We start from the raw sequence: 15,161 nt of genomic DNA on the forward strand, positions 1-15,161 counted from the left end.
TCCCTCAATGCGCGATGCGCATCATGCCTTGAGCGCGATCTTCTCTTCGGCCGTGATCACCGTGCCGTCGTCGTCCGCCCAGGAGAACTTGAACGTGCCGGCCTCGTCGATCCTGGCGTCGAACTGGATGTAGGGGTTGGCCGAGATCGCCGGCTCCAGCGCGCAGCCGAACACCGGCTTGCCGTTGAACTCGCAGGCGAACTTGTTGATGATCTTGCGCGGAATGGGCTTGCCCTGCGCATCCTTGCGCTGGCCCGATTCCATCACGTGCGAAACCAGGGTCTTGATCTGGATGACCTCGCCCTTGGCGGCTTCCTTCGGAAGCTTGATGCGCGGTTTTTCTGCCATCTGTCTTCTCCTAAGCCGTTAGCCGCCGCAGCCGCCGATGGTGACCTTGACGGTCTTCTGCTCCGTGAACAGCGAACCGTCGCTCATCTTCGCGATCGCAACCACGTTCTGCGTGGAGGCGAGCCGGATCCGGATCGAGGCTTCCGCCTTGCCCGACAGCGGCGTGAAGGACAGCGTCGCCACGCCCGCATTCGGGTTGCCGTCCGCGATGATCAGAACGTCCTTGACGTAAGATTCCGCGGTCATCGGGCTGTCGATGTTGATCGACAGCGGCACGGTGTTGCCGTTCTCCGCGATTTCCGGCAGATCGAGCGAAATCTTGCCCTTGGCCGGCTGCTTGCCGCCGGTGAACTTCTCGATCCACTTCGCCGCGTCGTTCGAGACCTCGGCATCGGCTGCCATGGGCATCAGGGTCAGCATGACGAAGCCGCCCCCGAGTGCAAATGCCTGCCGTCGATTGATGGCTTTCATTCCTGATCCTCCTCGCCGTCAGTTCAGCGTCTTGAGAAAAGCGATGACGTCCTCGACCTGCCCGGCCGTCAGAATGGGCTTGCCGACGAATTCCGGGCGCACCCGGCTGAGCCCATCGTTCTTGAAGAACGCGGGCATGACCGTGCCGGTGAAGATGCGCTTGGGGTCGGCGATGATGAGGCGCAATTGCGCCTCGCTGTAGCGGCCGGCGACACCGTCGAGGGACGGACCGAACTCGCCATGGAATTCCTGAGATTTCAGGCTGGTGACCTGATGGCAGGCCAGGCAATTGCCGAGCGTGCGTGTCAGGAACACCTTCTTGCCGGCGGCGGCGTCTCCGGGCGCGCCGGTCAGTGATTTCGGCAGAGAATCATCGACGACGTCGAGCTTGATCGACTCCTGCGCACAGGCGCTTCCGATCGTGAGACACCAAGCAAACGCAGCTGCAAGCGAGCGCCGCATGTTTCCTACCCCAGGGATGGCGAGGTGACGCCCGCCTCGTTCATGACGAATCCAACGATCCATCACATTCATTTATTATGATATGATCATGTCTTTAACGGCGTCAAGACATATTTGCGCGCGGCGGCGAACTAGCCGCCGGTGGCGAGGAAGTCCTTGAACGAGCCGCGCTCGTAAGCGCGATCCCGCACGAAACGAAACATCGCGAGAAAATGCGGCGGCTTCAGATAGCCGGGCGCCCGCGCGACTTCTCGCGCCATCGGCTCCCGCTTTTCGATGCCGCTGGACGAAGGCGGAAAGAACTGGAACGTCGGGGTGAACCTGATCGCGTATTTCTGGGCAAGGTCCTTCTCGGACAGCTCCTGACGGTCGAAATCCGTCACCTTGCGGGATCCGATCAGATTGAGCTGGAGAACCTCGAAATTCTCGCGGATATAGCTCGCAATGCCGGCATCGGCGAAATTCACCAGATGCGTTTCGCGGCAATAGGGACAGCCCCGCAGCTCCCACATGATGGCGAGGCGCTTGCCGTTGGCCGCGGAGCTGTCGAGATCCTCGCGCAGATCGAGAAAGCTCTGCAGGAACCAGGGCTCGTGATAGAGCCCGTCATCTCCGAGCGCGGGTTCGGCCACCGCCGCGCGGCAGCTTGCGGCAATCGCGGCGGCCGGAGCCAGTGCCAGAAGATCTCGCCGCGTCGGCCTGAAAAGATGCATCGGGAATTTCAACCTTGGACAACATTGCGGGTCGAAGCAGCTCTATTATAATATTCGAATACTCGAATGTAACAAGGGTTTCCCATCTTGCGCTGCATCATCATCGTGCTGTTGACGTGGCTGGCCTCCGGAGCGCTTGCGCTTGGCGCCGAGGGCGCCCCTGCGAAGGATTTCGCAGCGGCGATGCAGCCGATCAGGGCCAATCTGCGCAGCGCCGCGAGCTATGCGCGGACCGGAAACATCGCGCTGGCGCAGATGGAAGTCGAAGAGGCCACAGCGGCCTGGAAGCTGCTCGCGACGAATGCGCCCCCTCCCAGCCCCACCCATACGCCTGCCGCACTGTCGGAATTTCTCGGCCGCGGCGGCGAGCAGCTTGGTGCGGTCACGCGCGCGCTCGATGGCGGGGACGTTGTCGCCGCCGGACGAGAGCTGCTCCTGCTCCGCCGGTCGTTCCACGACCTCAGGCGTCGATCCGGCCTCTACGATCTCGCCGATTGCGTCTTCGAGATCGCACCCGCGATGGAGAGACTGCGCGTTGCGGCCACGCACTATGGCGAGCACCCTGTCCCGGCACGGGCCGAGGATACCATCGCCAGCGCAAGCGCGTTGGGCGACCGTCTGCAACGCTGCAACGATTGGGCCCAGGCGGACGTTGCTGAAACAAGCGAGTTCCGTCGGCTGATCGACGGCGCGATCGCCAGCAGCACCGAGATCTCCCATGCGGCGATGGCTGGAGACGGGCCGCTCGTCCATCGCTACCTGATCGAGCTGCAGTCTTACGCGCAGCTGCTCGATTTCCGCTTCGGCTGAAACCGTGATGGTCAGCCGATGCTGGTCAATGCAGGGAAATGCTGCAGCAGCCATTCCGAGACGGCTGGCATCAAGCCGGTCAGGAACATCAATCCGGTCGCAACCAGAAAGGCGCCCATCGTCTTCTCCACCAGAGCCAGGTGCCGGCGGGCACGGCCGAGCGCGGCGACGAAGCGACCGGTGAAAGCGGCAGCGATCAGGAAGGGAATGCCGGTCCCTGCCGAATAGGACAGCAGCAGCAGAGCCCCCCTCGCAGTGGTGTCCTCGGACCCCGCCATGAACAGGACGGCCGCGAGGATGGGACCTGCACAGGGTGTCCAGCCGAACGCGAACGCCAGACCCATGACGAAGGCGCCCGCAACACCGGCAGGCCGGTTCTCGACCTGCAGCGTCGCGCTGCGATACAGCAGCGGAATCCTGAGCACACCGAGAAAGTGCAGCCCCATCAAGACGATCAGGGCGCCCGCGACGATGCCGAGCGTCGAGATATGGGCGGAGATGAAGCGCCCCGCAATCGAGGCGGTCGAACCCAGCGCCACGAAGACCAGGGAGAAGCCGGCCACGAACGCCAATGCAGAGACCAGGATGCGCGGCCGCAATGCCGGCTGCCCATCGGAGAGATCCGAGACCGAGACACCGGCCATGTAGCACAGGAACGGCGGGACCAGCGGCAGGATGCAGGGTGACAGAAACGACAACAGGCCAGCGACAAAGGCCGCCCCAAGCGTGACATCCAAGGTCATTGCCTCCCACCTATTACATATGCGAATTTAATGATATAAAGATGCAAGGAAGTCCAGAGGCCCGAAGTCGGGAGGTCATGACGCGGGATGAGCCGGCACGTCGCATTTCTCCTGGCATTGCTCCTGGCCGCGATCACGCTTGCCCTGCCGGCGACGGGGTCCCGCGCGGCCGAGTTGGTCATGTTCGAGCGGGCCGGCTGCGTCTGGTGCGCGCGCTTTGATTCCGAGATCGCGCCGATCTACGGCAAGACCGAGGAAAGCCAGGCCGCGCCGCTGCGCCGCGTCGATCTCGGCCGCCCCCTGCCCGCCGATCTCTCCGGAATCGATCCGGGTGCCTTCACGCCGACCTTCGTCGTGGTAAAAGAGGGCCGGGAGATCGGCCGCATTCGCGGCTATCCGGGGGATACCTTCTTCTTCGGCCTGCTGAGCCGCATCCTGACGGGTTCGGGATCGATGCCGGGCAGGTCGTGACCCGAAATGCCATGAGGAACTTGATGCGATGCCGTTGCCAAAGCTGAAGGAGATCGAGGGATCCGCCGAACTCGAGCAGATGATCGAGAAGGCGCGCGAGGCGAGCGACATGCTCAAGGCGCTGTCGCATGAATCCCGCCTGCTGCTGCTCTGCATCCTCGCCGAGGGCGAGAAGTCGGTGACCGAGCTCGAGCAATTCCTCGGCGAGCGGCAATCGACGGTATCCCAGCAGCTCGCGCGGCTGAGGCTCGACCGTCTGGTCACCACCCGGCGCGACGGCAAGACCATCTATTACAGCCTCGCCAGCGAGGACGTCCGCAAGATACTGACCGCCGTCTACGACGTGTTCTGCGAGCCGGTGCGCCGGCGGCGCCGGTAATTATCCGCTCTGGCTTTCCGCAACCTTCGGGCGCAATCTGCCCGGAAGGACAACAAACATCTCCGGGAGGAATGCTGAACCCGTCGACCATAGCGTTTGCATGCGGGCTTGCAGCCGGCGCCATGCTCGGTGTTGCGGGTCGCGCGGGACGATTTTGCACTCTGGCGATGCTCGAGGATGCGTTCTTCGGGTCGGATTTGCGCCGGCTGAAATCCTTTGCGCTGGCTGCGGCCGTGGCGCTGTTGGCGACCCAGGCGCTGGCCGAGTTCGGCATCGTCGATCTGTCGCGATCGATCTACGTGACACCGTCGATCGGGCTTGGCGGTGCGATTCTGGGCGGGCTGATGTTCGGCATCGGCATGGCGCTGGTCGGCACCTGCGGCTTCGGCACGTTGGTCCGCGTCGGCGGCGGAGATCTGCGCGCCATCGTGGTCTTTCTCGTGCTCGGCCTCTCGGCGCTCGCAACCATGCGCGGGATCACGGGCATGCTGCGCGTGATGCTGATCGAGCCGTTGTCTGTGCGGCTCTCCGCAGGCAGCGATCAGACGCTGACCTCGCTTCTCGGCGCCGGAGGCGCGATGCGCGCGCTGCTCGTCGTGTCGATCGCCACGGCCCTCGCCGTCTGGGCTCTCGCCGACGGCAGGCTGCTGCGATCGCCCCGACTGCTGGCCTCCGGCCTTGCCGTCGGCGCCGCGATCGCATTCGGCTGGTTCGCGACCGGCTGGCTCGCCGATGACGAGTTCGATCCCGTCCGCGTCTCCTCGCTCAGCTTCGTCGCGCCGCTCGGCGACACCATCCTCTACATCGCGACCTTCTCCGGGGCGCGTCTGAATTTTGGCATAGGCTCCGTCGCAGGCGTGGTGGCAGGCTCATTCGCCGCAGCGATGCTCGCGCGCGGCTTCCGTTGGGAGGCCTGCGATGACGCCCGCGAATTGAAGCGTCACATGACCGGCGCGCTCCTGATGGGCATCGGGGGCGTCATGTCGATGGGATGCACGATCGGGCAAGGGTTGACCGCGTTCTCGACCCTCGCCGTCTCGGCGCCGATCACCCTGCTGGCGATCGCCTGCGGAGCCCGACTCGGGCTCGAGTTCACGATGACCGGCGAGTGGCTGCCGGCATTGCGGCGGCTGTTCGGCGCCTCGACATAGCCAGGACCACCGCGATTTCTCGCGAATTGCGAGCTGCGTCGAACGTCCCACAGTGCCCTGAATAGCGCCCTGCCTTACCCCTGAGGTAATCGAATTGGCCCGCGGGCCGGCGCATCTTCTGTTGCAACAGGAGATGACCATGATCGCGCTGCTGCTCTACCGGACCATCGCAGACCACCTCGTTCCCTGGGCCATGGCGCTCGCGACCCGCATGCTGGCACGCAGCCTCAACGTGCCCGAGCCGCTGGTGCATTCGACCGGCGATTACGTGGTCGCACAGGTCATCGCCTTCGAGCACGGCGTCGGCAGAAGCCTCTGCCCCTACCGTCTCGCCCGCCTGCTCCGCGCCTGGTGGCGCGGACGGCAGTGAGCTCCACCCCACCCCAAGCAAGGAGACCTACCATGATCGTTGCATCCACCTTCCTCCGCCGCGCCCTGCTCGCCGATGCCGTCTTCAGCGGCGTCGCCGCCCTCGGCTTCACCTTCGGCGCCAGCACGTTCGCTGCGCTGTTCAACCTGCCCGAAGCGCTGCTGCGCGAGACCGGCCTGTTCCTGATCGCCTACACCGCCCTGGTCGGCTGGCTCGCTTCGCGCGCCGCGGTGGCGAAGGCGCTGGTGCTGCTGGTCGTGGTCGGCAACGCGGCCTGGACCGTCGGCAGCATCGCCCTGCTGCTCTCCGGCGCGGTGTCGCCGAACCTCGCCGGCGAGCTCATGGTCGTGGCGCAGGCGATCGCGACCGGCGTGTTCGCCGAGCTGCAATATGTGGGATTGCGCAGGAGCGAGAGTGTGGCGGCGGCGTGAGGCCAGTCACCGTCATTCCGGGCTGGTGCGCGAGCACCAGACCCGGAATCTCGAGATTCCGGGCTCGATGCTGCGCATCGCCCCGGAATGACCCCTGACGATGCGCTGCTTCGTAGCATGACAGCGGAGCTGGAAGCGCAGGCTAGACCCGCGCGCGGGCCTTGCCGACGGCGTGACCGTTGAGCTTCCTCTTGGCGGCCTTGTTCTTGAGGCCCTTCGCGCCTGCCTTCTGCGCCTTGCGGTCGGCCCGCGCCTTCACCTTGGCACGTTCGGCCCGCGCCTCCGCGCGCAGCTTCTTGCGCTTCTTCTCGCAGGAATCGCACTTGCAGCCGATCGGCTTCAGATAGGCTTTGAAGTAGTCAGTGCCGTAATCGTAGTTGATCTCGTCGCCCGGCTCGATGTTCTTGATGGCGCGGATGAACACCTTGCGCTCGCGCGGCCGGACGTCGGATTCGGCGTTGGGCCGGCAGGAATGGTTGATATAGCGGGCGAGATTCTTGCGCACCGAGCCGTCGATGGTCCAGCGTCCGTTGAGCTCGAACAGATACTTGTTCTCGATCTCGTCGTGCGCTGGGATCCGCGAATCCAGGATCGGTCCGAAATAGCGGATGATCCGGGTGCCCTTCTTGATCGGCTTGGTGGCGAAGAGGCCGAGCCCGGTCTTGGAGCGGCCGACACGATAAGGTTTGTTCGAGATGGCTGGCATGATCGAGAGAATGAGGACGCGAACGAGGCGGGAGAAGCCCAAGCGAAGCCGTTCTTCTAGAACGATTCCGCGGCGCTGTCAGGTATATCCCACGCCTGTTTGAACCTTGCCCACAATCAAGACGTCAGATCGGACGAAGTTCCCGTACCATCAAGAACCCCATGATGAACCATATCACCCGCATTGGCCTCGCGGCCTTGACGATCTGCGTCGGCCTGACCAGCGCCGACGCCCAATCCGTGAGCAGCACCTACACTTCGACGGCGCCAAAGGATTGCCGCCAGGTCGGGAGGGCCAGCGAACTCGACGGCAGCACCACGAGGGCATGTCCGGGCAGGAACGGCCTCGTGGTGCTGGTTGCCGAGGACGATCTTCGCGAAATCGTCTCGGTCGGCCGCAATCGCAAGCAAGCGGCCGAGGAACCGGCGGCCAAGGTCTGGTTCGCGCCGTTCAATTCGTCGGAGACCACGATAGAGTGGCGTGCCGTGGGCGCAAAGCCGTTCGCGATCATCCAGCGCTGGCACATCGCCGACAACGGCGATCCCGACAAGCAGGGACGGCCCAACACCAAAGCCATGCTGGTCGTGACCCGGCTGCCGCCCGGCCCGGTCTGCCACGTCGCCTATGTCGATGCGATCGCCAATCCCACCGCCAACGAGCTTGCGCGCAAGGCCGCGGACGATTTCGCCCGCGGCTTCACTTGCGGCAAGGACGAGGTGAAGATCGTCGGCACGCGCGGCCGCGCCGTCGAACTGGCAACGATGCGCTAGTCTCCCGACTTGGCTCGCCGATAGCGCGCCAGCAGCCGCTCTCCTTTCGCAGCGATGCGCCGCGCCGCCGCGACCGTTTTCGGAACCGGCTCGCCCCAGGCATGCGCCGACAGCGCGTGGCGGGTCGGCCGCCCCTTTGCATCGACCAGCGGCGGCAGCTTGGCGCGGCCATAGAAGCGCACGGCCCAGCTTCCTTTCCGCCGCATCTCCTGCGGCGTCATCTCCGACTCTTTCTTGGTGACGCCGGGCCGCAAATCGGCGCCCTGCTTGCGCGCGATCGCCTTGCGACCCGCCGCGGTCAGGCCGCCGCGCGGATCCTTCTCGCGCGCGGATGCGCTGCGGTTGCGAGACTTGGCCTTCTTCGCGGTGCGTTTGCGGGTCTTCCTCGCGGACGTCTTCTTTGCTTTCGACGATTTCGATTTCGAAGCTTTCTTCGAGGCTTTCTTCCTAGAGGTCTTCTTTGCTGCCATGCGCATGTTGTCCACGAGGTTGGGATAGCGGCGGCTGGCACGGCGGGCGCGCGCTTTCGCCGCCGATTTCTGCGCGGGGCTGAGATGCTTGGAAGCCTTCCCTGTCCGTTTGCGGGGATTGGCGCGTTTCCAGGGAGCGCGTGCTGTTCTTGCCATGCGGCGTCAACGCCTGATCACGGCAAGGGTTGCGTTGATCCTTGATGGATCAGTGTCCGGGCGGTTTGCTCGTGATGGGCGCGGTCAGCATCGCCTCGAGCAGCCGCTCGGCCGTGGTCCCCTTGGGGAGCCGCTCGAGGATATCCTCGAGCCGGCCGTCGAGCAGCAGCATGGTGAAGCCGTGCACCATCGACCAGGCGCGTGCGATGGCGGCGCCCTGGTTCAGCGTCAGCGCGTCGCCGCTGATCTGCTCCTGCCGCATCGCGCCGATGGCATTCGCGAGCCCGGCAAAGGAGGCTTCGGCGGCCTCGTGCAGCGAGGGCCTGGAATAATCCAGCCGCTCGGAGCGGAACATGATGCCGTACATGCCGGGATGAGCCTGCGCATAGGCGACATAGGCCTTCGGCTGCGCCAGCGCGGCCTCGAGCGGCGTGGTGGCGGCATTATAGGACGCGGCCATTGCGGCGTTGAACTGGCGGAAGCCGACGGCGGCGAGCTCGCTGAGGAGGCCGGTGAGATCGCCGAAATGATGGGTAGGGGCGGCATGCGAAACGCCGGCCTCGCGTGCCACCGCGCGCAATGTGAGGCCCGCAAGCCCGTCGCGTTCCAGCACCCGTTCGGCGGCCTGGAGCAGCGCCTCGCGCAAGGCGCCGTGATGGTATGGCGTCTCGGCCTTCGCGCTCGTCGCGCGGCGCGAGGTGCGCGATGCCGCGGTCGACGTCGTTCTGCCGGGGGCACGCGGGCCTCGCGTGGTTTCGCTCTTGGTGTCGGTCTTGGCCATTCGCAAGCTATATGACGCAATATTGACAGTGTAAAGATTTCGCTTGACCGGAGTGGTGATCGGCGCTATCTGATCTTTACGATGTAAAGATGGGGAGGGATATGCCGTGCAGAACGACGCCACCGCCGAGCGCCGCAACAATATCGCACCGATCCCGTTCGAGGCCGATGCGCCCTTCCTCAAGATCATCGGCGAATTGCCGCGCGATCTGAACGGCACGCTCTATCGCAACGGTCCCAATCCGCAGTTCGAATCCCCCGGCGCGCACTGGTTCGTCGGCGACGGCATGCTGCACGCCTTCCACCTCGAGAACGGACGCGCCAGCTATCGCAACCGCTGGGTCCGCACGCCGAAATGGCTTGCCGAGCACGACGCCGGCCGCGCCTTGTTCGGCGGCTTCGGCCGCAAGCTGCCGGATGCCCCGGCCGATCTCACCGACGGCGGCGTCGCCAACACCAACATCATCTTCCACGCCGGCAAGCTGCTCGCGCTGGAAGAGGCGCATCTGCCGACCGAGATCGAGCCGGGCACGCTGGCGACGCGCGGCTATCACAACTATCAAGGCCGCGTCGCCGGCAGCTTTACGGCGCACCCGAAGATCGATCCCGTCACCGGCGAGCTGGTGTTCTTCGGCTACAACGCCGCCGGTCCGTTGACCCCTGCCCTCTCCTACGGCTCGATCGATGCCTCCGGCAAGGCGACGCGTTTCGAGAGGTTCGAGGCGCCCTATGCCAGCATGGTGCACGACTTCATCGTCACCGCGAACCATGTGCTGTTTCCGATCCTGCCCATCACCGGCAGCATGGAGCGCGCCATGAGCGGGCGGCCGCCTTACGCCTGGGAGCCGGACAAGGGCGCCTATGTCGGCGTGATGAAGCGCAGCGGCACGGCAAAGGACATCGTCTGGTTCCGTGCCGAAGCCTGCTACGTCTTCCACGTCATGAATGCGTGGGAGGACGACAATCGCATCGTCGCGGATGTCATGCAGTTCGAGGAAGCGCCGCTGTTTCCGCATCCCGACGGCCGGCCGACCGATCCGGAGAAGTCGCGCGCCCGGCACTGCCGTTGGACGTTCGACCTCTCGGGCAATACCGACCGCTTCCAGCAGACCTATCTGGACGATCTCACTGGCGAATTCCCACGCATCGACGACCGCCGCGCCGGACTGAAGAGCCGTCACGGCTGGTACGCCTGCGCCAATCCGAAACTGCCGATGTTCGGCGCGCTCTCCGGCATCGTCCACGTCGACGGCAACGGCAGACGGCTCGGCCAATACCTGCTGCCGGCCGGCGACACCATCTCCGAGCCCGTGTTCGTCGAGCGCGCGAAGGATGCGGCCGAGGGCGATGGCTGGCTGCTCGCGGTAGTCTGGCGGGCGCGAGAGAATCGCAGCGACCTCGCGGTGTTCAACGCCACCGACGTCGAGGCGGGTCCCGTCGCGCTGGTGCAGCTCGGCCACCGCGTGCCCGATGGCTTCCACGGCAATTGGGTCGGGGCGGCGTAGCCCTCGTCAATGCCGGCGCAACGCAGTCGCGAGCCCGGAATCCCCGTGGATATTGCGTCATCAAGGAGGCCCGATGCACATGCTCCCGATCGCCGCGCAATCCGTCGCTGTCCTCGCCCCGGCGGGCGCCGCACTTGCATTCCTGGCGATCCGGCTACGCCGGCGAAGCCTCACGTTCTTCGAAGGCGGCATCCTGCTCGCTGCCGGCCTTCTCCTCGCCGCCACACTCCCGATGTTGCCGCCCCTGCCCTGGACAGGATTGGTCGACGAGATGACCGACCAGCTCGTTGCAGCGCTTCATTTTCTGGAGGTCGCCTACGTCGCCTTGACATTGTAAGAGATGGTTGACCGCGCCGCCCTGGTTATTGCGGTTCCGAATTTCGCGCTGCCGGGTCCCGATCCGGGCGTTCCGGTCGGTTTAGGGGGCCCCTGCGCCATCTCGCAACAGCGCGCCTGACCTCACAAAGTGATATGCTGGGTATCGCCGGATCAAGTAGGGTGCGCCGGTCCGCGCCTTGCCCGCGCCGCTGAACAGGAATGACGATGAAGGACGTATTCGCCCGCCTCGCCTCCGACCTCCTCTCCGTCATCATCTTCCTGGCCGTCTATCTCGTCACAGACAACGTGATCCTCGCAACGGCGGTGGCGATTGCCGGCGCGATCGCGCAGGTGATCTATGCGCGGCTCAAGGGACAACCGCTCCACTACATGACCTACGCAAGCCTCGCGCTGGTCGTCGTGCTGGGCGGTATCACGCTACTGACCAACGATCCGCGCTTCATGCTGGCAAAACCCTCGATCGCACATTTCGCCATCGGCGCGATCATGCTCAAGCGCGGCTGGATGCTGCGCTACATGCCGCCGATGGTCGTCGAGACCGTTCCGGAATATGTCACCGTTGCGGGCTATGCCTGGGCGGTGCTGATGTTCGTGATCGGCGCCGGCATGATCGTGGTCGCCGCCACCGGCGACCTGAAGCTGTGGGCGTTCTATCTCATGGTGGTCGCAGGCGGCGCCAAGATCCTGGCCTTTGCCGTGCAGTACTTCGTTCTGCGGCTGATCGTTACCAGCCGCCGGCGCGCCGCCGCCCGCGCCTAAATGCCCTATTCGAGGGTTAGGCAGGGGCTGCGAGTTGGGCTATAGGCTCGGCTCCGGGACTGGCCGCGGATCGTCGCGGTCGGCCGAATTTGTTCGGGAGACGGGAATGGCCGTAGACGGCAACTGGAATCTGACCATGACGACGCCGATGGGCGAGCGCCAGGCGACGCTGAGCCTGAAGGCCGCCGGCGGCACGCTCACGGGCACGCAGGGCGCGGAAGGTAATACCGCCGAGATTTTCGACGGCACCGTCTCCGGCGACAATGTCTCCTGGAAGGTCTCGATCGACAAGCCGATGCCGCTTACGCTCGAATTCACCGGCACCGTCTCCGGCGACGGCATGAGCGGCGAGATGGGCATCGGCCCGATGGGCAGCTTCCCGTTCACGGGCTCACGCGCGTAAGGCCGCGCACCATCATGCGCGTGCTCCGTCTCATCGCGGCGGCGATCCTGTCCGTCGCGACGCAAGCGGCGCGCGCGGACGACACCGGGCCGGCGTGGCGCGCAAGCGCGCTCGCCATGGTGCCCGCCGGCTACGTTGCCGGCATTGCGTATCGCACCGAAGGCTCGACCGGCTATCTCGCGGTCTATCCGGCAACCTCGAATGATCCGAAGGCACCGGCCAGCGTGTTCGCCGCACGCCAGACCCTCGTCGTCGCGCTGACACCGGATGCGACACGCGCCTTGTCAGCCGAGATCAAGCCGCGCAGCGATCCCGATAGCGATGACAGCGACTTCGCCAAGCTGCACGCAGAGCTTGCCGGAAAGCGCGCGACGCTTCCCGATCGCACCGAGCCCTGCAGTCTCGGCGCCTGGTCCATCGACAAGGATCCACACGGGCTCAACGTGCGCGCCGAGCCGTCAACGACGGCGCGCGTGCTCGGCACGCTGCCGCCTCCCTACCGGCTCAAACTGGGCGGCGCCGAGAACACGCCCGACGGCGGCTGGCTCACCGAATTCCGCATCATCGGCTTCAAGAACGGCTGGTTTCTGATCGAAGGCGCAAGGCCGCCCGGCAAGGACTACGAGGACGAGAAGCGATATCCGCGCAGCGCGCCAAAGCCCTATGCCGGGCGCGGCTGGGTTGCTTCCAACAAGGTCGGCGCGAACTACGCCAATGGCGACACGCGCGCGGGCGGCCTGTTCCAGGCCCCCTTTGTCGACGCTCAATGGATGCCGGCGCAGCGCGAACTCGGCGGCCCGATCGACGGCGACGGCGGACCCAGGCGCCTCCTCGCCTGCAGCGGCTTCTGGGGACTGGTCGAGAGCCACGACGGCGTGCGCGGCTGGTGGCGCGCGCTGTGCTCCAACCAGGTCACGAATTGCAGCTAGTGAGATAGCGTTCGCTCGCGTGTCCCAGACGCGGTGCAGCGTGCAACGCTGCTCTGCAGAGCGGGACCCATGCCTCTACGATGGACCCCGGATCAGCAGCGCAGCATTTCATGCTGCGCTGCGTCCGGGGAACGTCCCTCAGCCCAGGTTCAACTCCTTGAAGAAGTCGTTGCCCTTGTCGTCGATGATGATGAAGGCGGGGAAGTCGACGACTTCGATGCGCCAGATCGCTTCCATGCCGAGCTCGGGATATTCGAGCACCTCGACCTTCTTGATGCAGTGTTCGGCGAGATTGGCCGCGGCGCCGCCGATCGAGCCGAGATAGAAGCCGCCATATTTCTTGCAGGCTTCCCGCACGGCCGGTGCGCGGTTGCCCTTGGCGACCATCACCATCGAGCCGCCGGCGGCCTGGAACTGGTCGACGAAGGAATCCATGCGCCCCGCGGTGGTCGGACCGAACGCACCGGAGGCGTAGCCGTCGGGCGTCTTGGCGGGGCCGGCGTAATAGACCGGATGGTTCTTGAAGTAGTCCGGCAACGGCTCGCCCTTCTCCAGCCGCTCGCGCAGCTTGGCATGGGCGCTGTCGCGCGCGACGATCATGGTGCCCGTCATCGAGACCCGGGTCTTGATCGGGTACTTCGAGAACGTCGCCAGAATGTCCTTCATGGGCTGGTTGAGGTCGATCTTGACGACCTCGCCGCCGAGCGACTGCTCGATCTGGGGCAGGTACTGCGCCGGGTTATGCTCGAGCTCCTCGAGATACACGCCGTCCTTGGTGATCTTGCCGAGCACCTGGCGGTCGGCCGAGCAGGACACGCCAAGGCCGATCGGCAGCGAGGCGCCATGACGGGGCATGCGGATCACGCGCACGTCGTGGCAGAAATATTTTCCGCCGAACTGCGCACCGACGCCGAGCGACTGCGTCATCTTGTGGATTTCCTTCTCCATCTCGACGTCGCGGAAGGCATTGCCGTCGGGCGAGCCGTGCGTCGGCAGCGCATCGAGATAGCGAGCGGAGGCGAGCTTCACCGTCTTCATGCAGAGCTCGGCCGAGGTGCCGCCGATCACGATGGCGAGGTGATAAGGCGGGCACGCAGCGGTGCCGAGGGTCAGGATCTTCTCCTTCAGGAACGCGAGCAGCCGGTCCTTGGTCAGCACCGAGGGCGTTGCCTGGAACAGGAAGCTCTTGTTGGCGGAGCCGCCGCCCTTCGCCATGAACATGAACTTGTAGGCGTCATCGCCTTCGGCGTAGATCTCGCACTGCGCCGGCATGTTGTTGGCGGTGTTCTTCTCCTCATACATCGAGAGCGGAGCGACCTGCGAGTAGCGCAGATTGCGGCGCAGATACGCATCACGCGCGCCTTCCGACAGTGCCGCCTCGTCGTCGCCGTCGGTGATGACGTTGCAGCCCTTCTTGCCCATGATGATGGCGGTGCCGGTGTCCTGGCACATCGGCAGCACGCCGCCGGCCGCGATGTTGGCATTCTTCAGGAAGTCCAGCGCGACGAACTTGTCGTTGGGGCTGGCCTCATTGTCCTCCAGGATGGCACGGAGCTGCTTCAGATGGCCGGGGCGCAGGTAATGGTTGATGTCGCCGAAAGCCGCCTCCGACAGCGCCCGCAGCGCCTCGCGCGACACCACCAGCATGTCCTTGCCCAGGACCTTCTCGACCCTGACACCCTCGGACGAAATCTTCCTGTAGGGCGTTTCGTCCTTGCCCAGCGGGAACAGGGGGGTGTGCTTGTAGGGCGGAACGGGCTTGGACTGGTCGGGGAAGGCGGTCGGGGCGTTCATGGGCGAATCCAGGGTTTGGGGCCACGCGCGGGCCCTCGCATAGAAGCGTTCTAAGCCCATTTTGGACGGAAAAGGAAGGGACCGGGACGCATGGGAGCGGGCGGCGCCCGCTCTTGAGAAGGCGTGGCGCAGCACGTGGAAAGGCCAGACCTCACCCTTGCACTTGGCGTCCGCCGACGCTTGAATGCGCGCCGTAAGGGG

The 15,161-nt window shown here is 65.2% G+C and carries 21 protein-coding genes; 12 read left to right on the forward strand and 9 right to left on the reverse strand.

The window, feature by feature from the left end:
- Window positions 1–21: 21 nt before the first annotated feature.
- From soxZ to K410_RS0125130, 4 genes are all read right to left on the reverse strand, one after another.
- Entirely contained in the window at window positions 22–348 is a 327-nt protein-coding gene (gene soxZ, locus K410_RS0125115) for a thiosulfate oxidation carrier complex protein SoxZ (RefSeq protein WP_028137423.1), read from the reverse strand.
- Window positions 349–366: 18 nt separating this feature from the next.
- Window positions 367–819, reverse strand: a complete 453-nt coding sequence (gene soxY, locus K410_RS0125120; RefSeq protein ID WP_028137424.1) for a thiosulfate oxidation carrier protein SoxY — start codon at window positions 817–819, stop codon at window positions 367–369.
- An 18-nt stretch (window positions 820–837) separates the two neighbouring features.
- Entirely contained in the window at window positions 838–1,281 is a 444-nt protein-coding gene (soxX, locus tag K410_RS0125125) for a sulfur oxidation c-type cytochrome SoxX (protein ID WP_028137425.1), read from the reverse strand.
- A gap of 131 nt (window positions 1,282–1,412) precedes the next feature.
- Entirely contained in the window at window positions 1,413–1,994 is a 582-nt protein-coding gene (locus K410_RS0125130) for a SoxW family protein (protein WP_155253586.1), read from the reverse strand.
- 87 nt (window positions 1,995–2,081) lie between these two features.
- Here K410_RS0125130 and K410_RS0125135 point away from each other — a divergent pair, with 87 nt between their 5' ends.
- Window positions 2,082–2,804, forward strand: coding sequence for a hypothetical protein (locus tag K410_RS0125135; RefSeq protein ID WP_049820202.1), 723 nt, complete (start codon window positions 2,082–2,084; stop codon window positions 2,802–2,804).
- Window positions 2,805–2,815: 11 nt separating this feature from the next.
- Here K410_RS0125135 and K410_RS0125140 read toward each other — a convergent pair whose 3' ends face one another.
- Complete coding sequence (locus K410_RS0125140) at window positions 2,816–3,547, reverse strand: cytochrome c biogenesis CcdA family protein (RefSeq protein WP_028137428.1); 732 nt, start codon at window positions 3,545–3,547, stop codon at window positions 2,816–2,818.
- 87 nt (window positions 3,548–3,634) lie between these two features.
- Here K410_RS0125140 and K410_RS0125145 point away from each other — a divergent pair, with 87 nt between their 5' ends.
- From K410_RS0125145 to K410_RS0125165, 5 genes are all read left to right on the forward strand, one after another.
- Window positions 3,635–4,018 carry a thioredoxin domain-containing protein gene (locus tag K410_RS0125145; protein WP_028137429.1) on the forward strand — a complete coding sequence of 128 codons (384 nt, stop codon included), beginning with the start codon at window positions 3,635–3,637 and terminating at the stop codon, window positions 4,016–4,018.
- Window positions 4,019–4,046: 28 nt separating this feature from the next.
- Window positions 4,047–4,397, forward strand: a complete 351-nt coding sequence (locus tag K410_RS0125150) for an ArsR/SmtB family transcription factor (RefSeq protein ID WP_028137430.1) — start codon at window positions 4,047–4,049, stop codon at window positions 4,395–4,397.
- Between the two features lie 71 nt (window positions 4,398–4,468).
- The gene (locus K410_RS0125155; RefSeq protein WP_028137431.1) at window positions 4,469–5,548 is read left to right on the forward strand and encodes a YeeE/YedE family protein; all 1,080 of its coding nucleotides are present in this window, start codon (window positions 4,469–4,471) and stop codon (window positions 5,546–5,548) included.
- Between the two features lie 139 nt (window positions 5,549–5,687).
- Entirely contained in the window at window positions 5,688–5,918 is a 231-nt protein-coding gene (locus K410_RS0125160; protein WP_080672242.1) for a hypothetical protein, read from the forward strand.
- A gap of 32 nt (window positions 5,919–5,950) precedes the next feature.
- Window positions 5,951–6,349 carry a hypothetical protein gene (locus tag K410_RS0125165; RefSeq protein ID WP_028137433.1) on the forward strand — a complete coding sequence of 133 codons (399 nt, stop codon included), beginning with the start codon at window positions 5,951–5,953 and terminating at the stop codon, window positions 6,347–6,349.
- A 142-nt stretch (window positions 6,350–6,491) separates the two neighbouring features.
- On the opposite strand, the gene K410_RS0125170 is transcribed toward K410_RS0125165, so the two are convergent.
- Window positions 6,492–7,055: an SET domain-containing protein gene (locus K410_RS0125170; RefSeq protein ID WP_028137434.1), complete on the reverse strand. Its 564-nt coding sequence runs from the start codon at window positions 7,053–7,055 to the stop codon at window positions 6,492–6,494.
- Window positions 7,056–7,219: 164 nt separating this feature from the next.
- Between K410_RS0125170 and K410_RS0125175 the strand changes: the two genes are divergently transcribed.
- Complete coding sequence (locus K410_RS0125175; protein WP_028137435.1) at window positions 7,220–7,825, forward strand: hypothetical protein; 606 nt, start codon at window positions 7,220–7,222, stop codon at window positions 7,823–7,825.
- Here the strand turns inward: K410_RS0125175 and K410_RS39790 are convergent.
- Both K410_RS39790 and K410_RS0125185 read right to left on the reverse strand, forming a co-directional pair.
- Window positions 7,822–8,295 carry a DUF6321 domain-containing protein gene (locus K410_RS39790; RefSeq protein WP_245269452.1) on the reverse strand — a complete coding sequence of 158 codons (474 nt, stop codon included), beginning with the start codon at window positions 8,293–8,295 and terminating at the stop codon, window positions 7,822–7,824. The genes K410_RS0125175 and K410_RS39790 overlap by 4 nt on opposite strands.
- Window positions 8,296–8,500: 205 nt before the next feature.
- Window positions 8,501–9,232 (reverse strand): TetR/AcrR family transcriptional regulator, encoded by a 732-nt coding sequence (locus tag K410_RS0125185; protein ID WP_028137437.1) that lies wholly within the window; start codon window positions 9,230–9,232, stop codon window positions 8,501–8,503.
- A gap of 106 nt (window positions 9,233–9,338) precedes the next feature.
- Here K410_RS0125185 and K410_RS0125190 point away from each other — a divergent pair, with 106 nt between their 5' ends.
- From K410_RS0125190 to K410_RS0125210, 5 genes are all read left to right on the forward strand, one after another.
- Entirely contained in the window at window positions 9,339–10,736 is a 1,398-nt protein-coding gene (locus K410_RS0125190; protein ID WP_028137438.1) for a carotenoid oxygenase family protein, read from the forward strand.
- Window positions 10,737–10,809: 73 nt separating this feature from the next.
- Window positions 10,810–11,073 carry a hypothetical protein gene (locus K410_RS0125195; protein ID WP_028137439.1) on the forward strand — a complete coding sequence of 88 codons (264 nt, stop codon included), beginning with the start codon at window positions 10,810–10,812 and terminating at the stop codon, window positions 11,071–11,073.
- Window positions 11,074–11,279: 206 nt separating this feature from the next.
- Complete coding sequence (locus K410_RS0125200) at window positions 11,280–11,834, forward strand: inner membrane-spanning protein YciB (protein ID WP_028137440.1); 555 nt, start codon at window positions 11,280–11,282, stop codon at window positions 11,832–11,834.
- 106 nt (window positions 11,835–11,940) lie between these two features.
- Complete coding sequence (locus tag K410_RS0125205; RefSeq protein WP_028137441.1) at window positions 11,941–12,237, forward strand: hypothetical protein; 297 nt, start codon at window positions 11,941–11,943, stop codon at window positions 12,235–12,237.
- Between the two features lie 14 nt (window positions 12,238–12,251).
- Window positions 12,252–13,166, forward strand: coding sequence for an SH3 domain-containing protein (locus K410_RS0125210; RefSeq protein WP_028137442.1), 915 nt, complete (start codon window positions 12,252–12,254; stop codon window positions 13,164–13,166).
- A gap of 138 nt (window positions 13,167–13,304) precedes the next feature.
- On the opposite strand, the gene K410_RS0125215 is transcribed toward K410_RS0125210, so the two are convergent.
- Window positions 13,305–14,960 carry a fumarate hydratase gene (locus K410_RS0125215; RefSeq protein ID WP_028137443.1) on the reverse strand — a complete coding sequence of 552 codons (1,656 nt, stop codon included), beginning with the start codon at window positions 14,958–14,960 and terminating at the stop codon, window positions 13,305–13,307.
- Between the last annotated feature and the right edge of the window lie 201 nt (window positions 14,961–15,161).

It is taken from the genome of Bradyrhizobium sp. 22, from assembly GCF_000482425.1.
Classification (GTDB): domain Bacteria; phylum Pseudomonadota; class Alphaproteobacteria; order Rhizobiales; family Xanthobacteraceae; genus Bradyrhizobium; species Bradyrhizobium japonicum_B.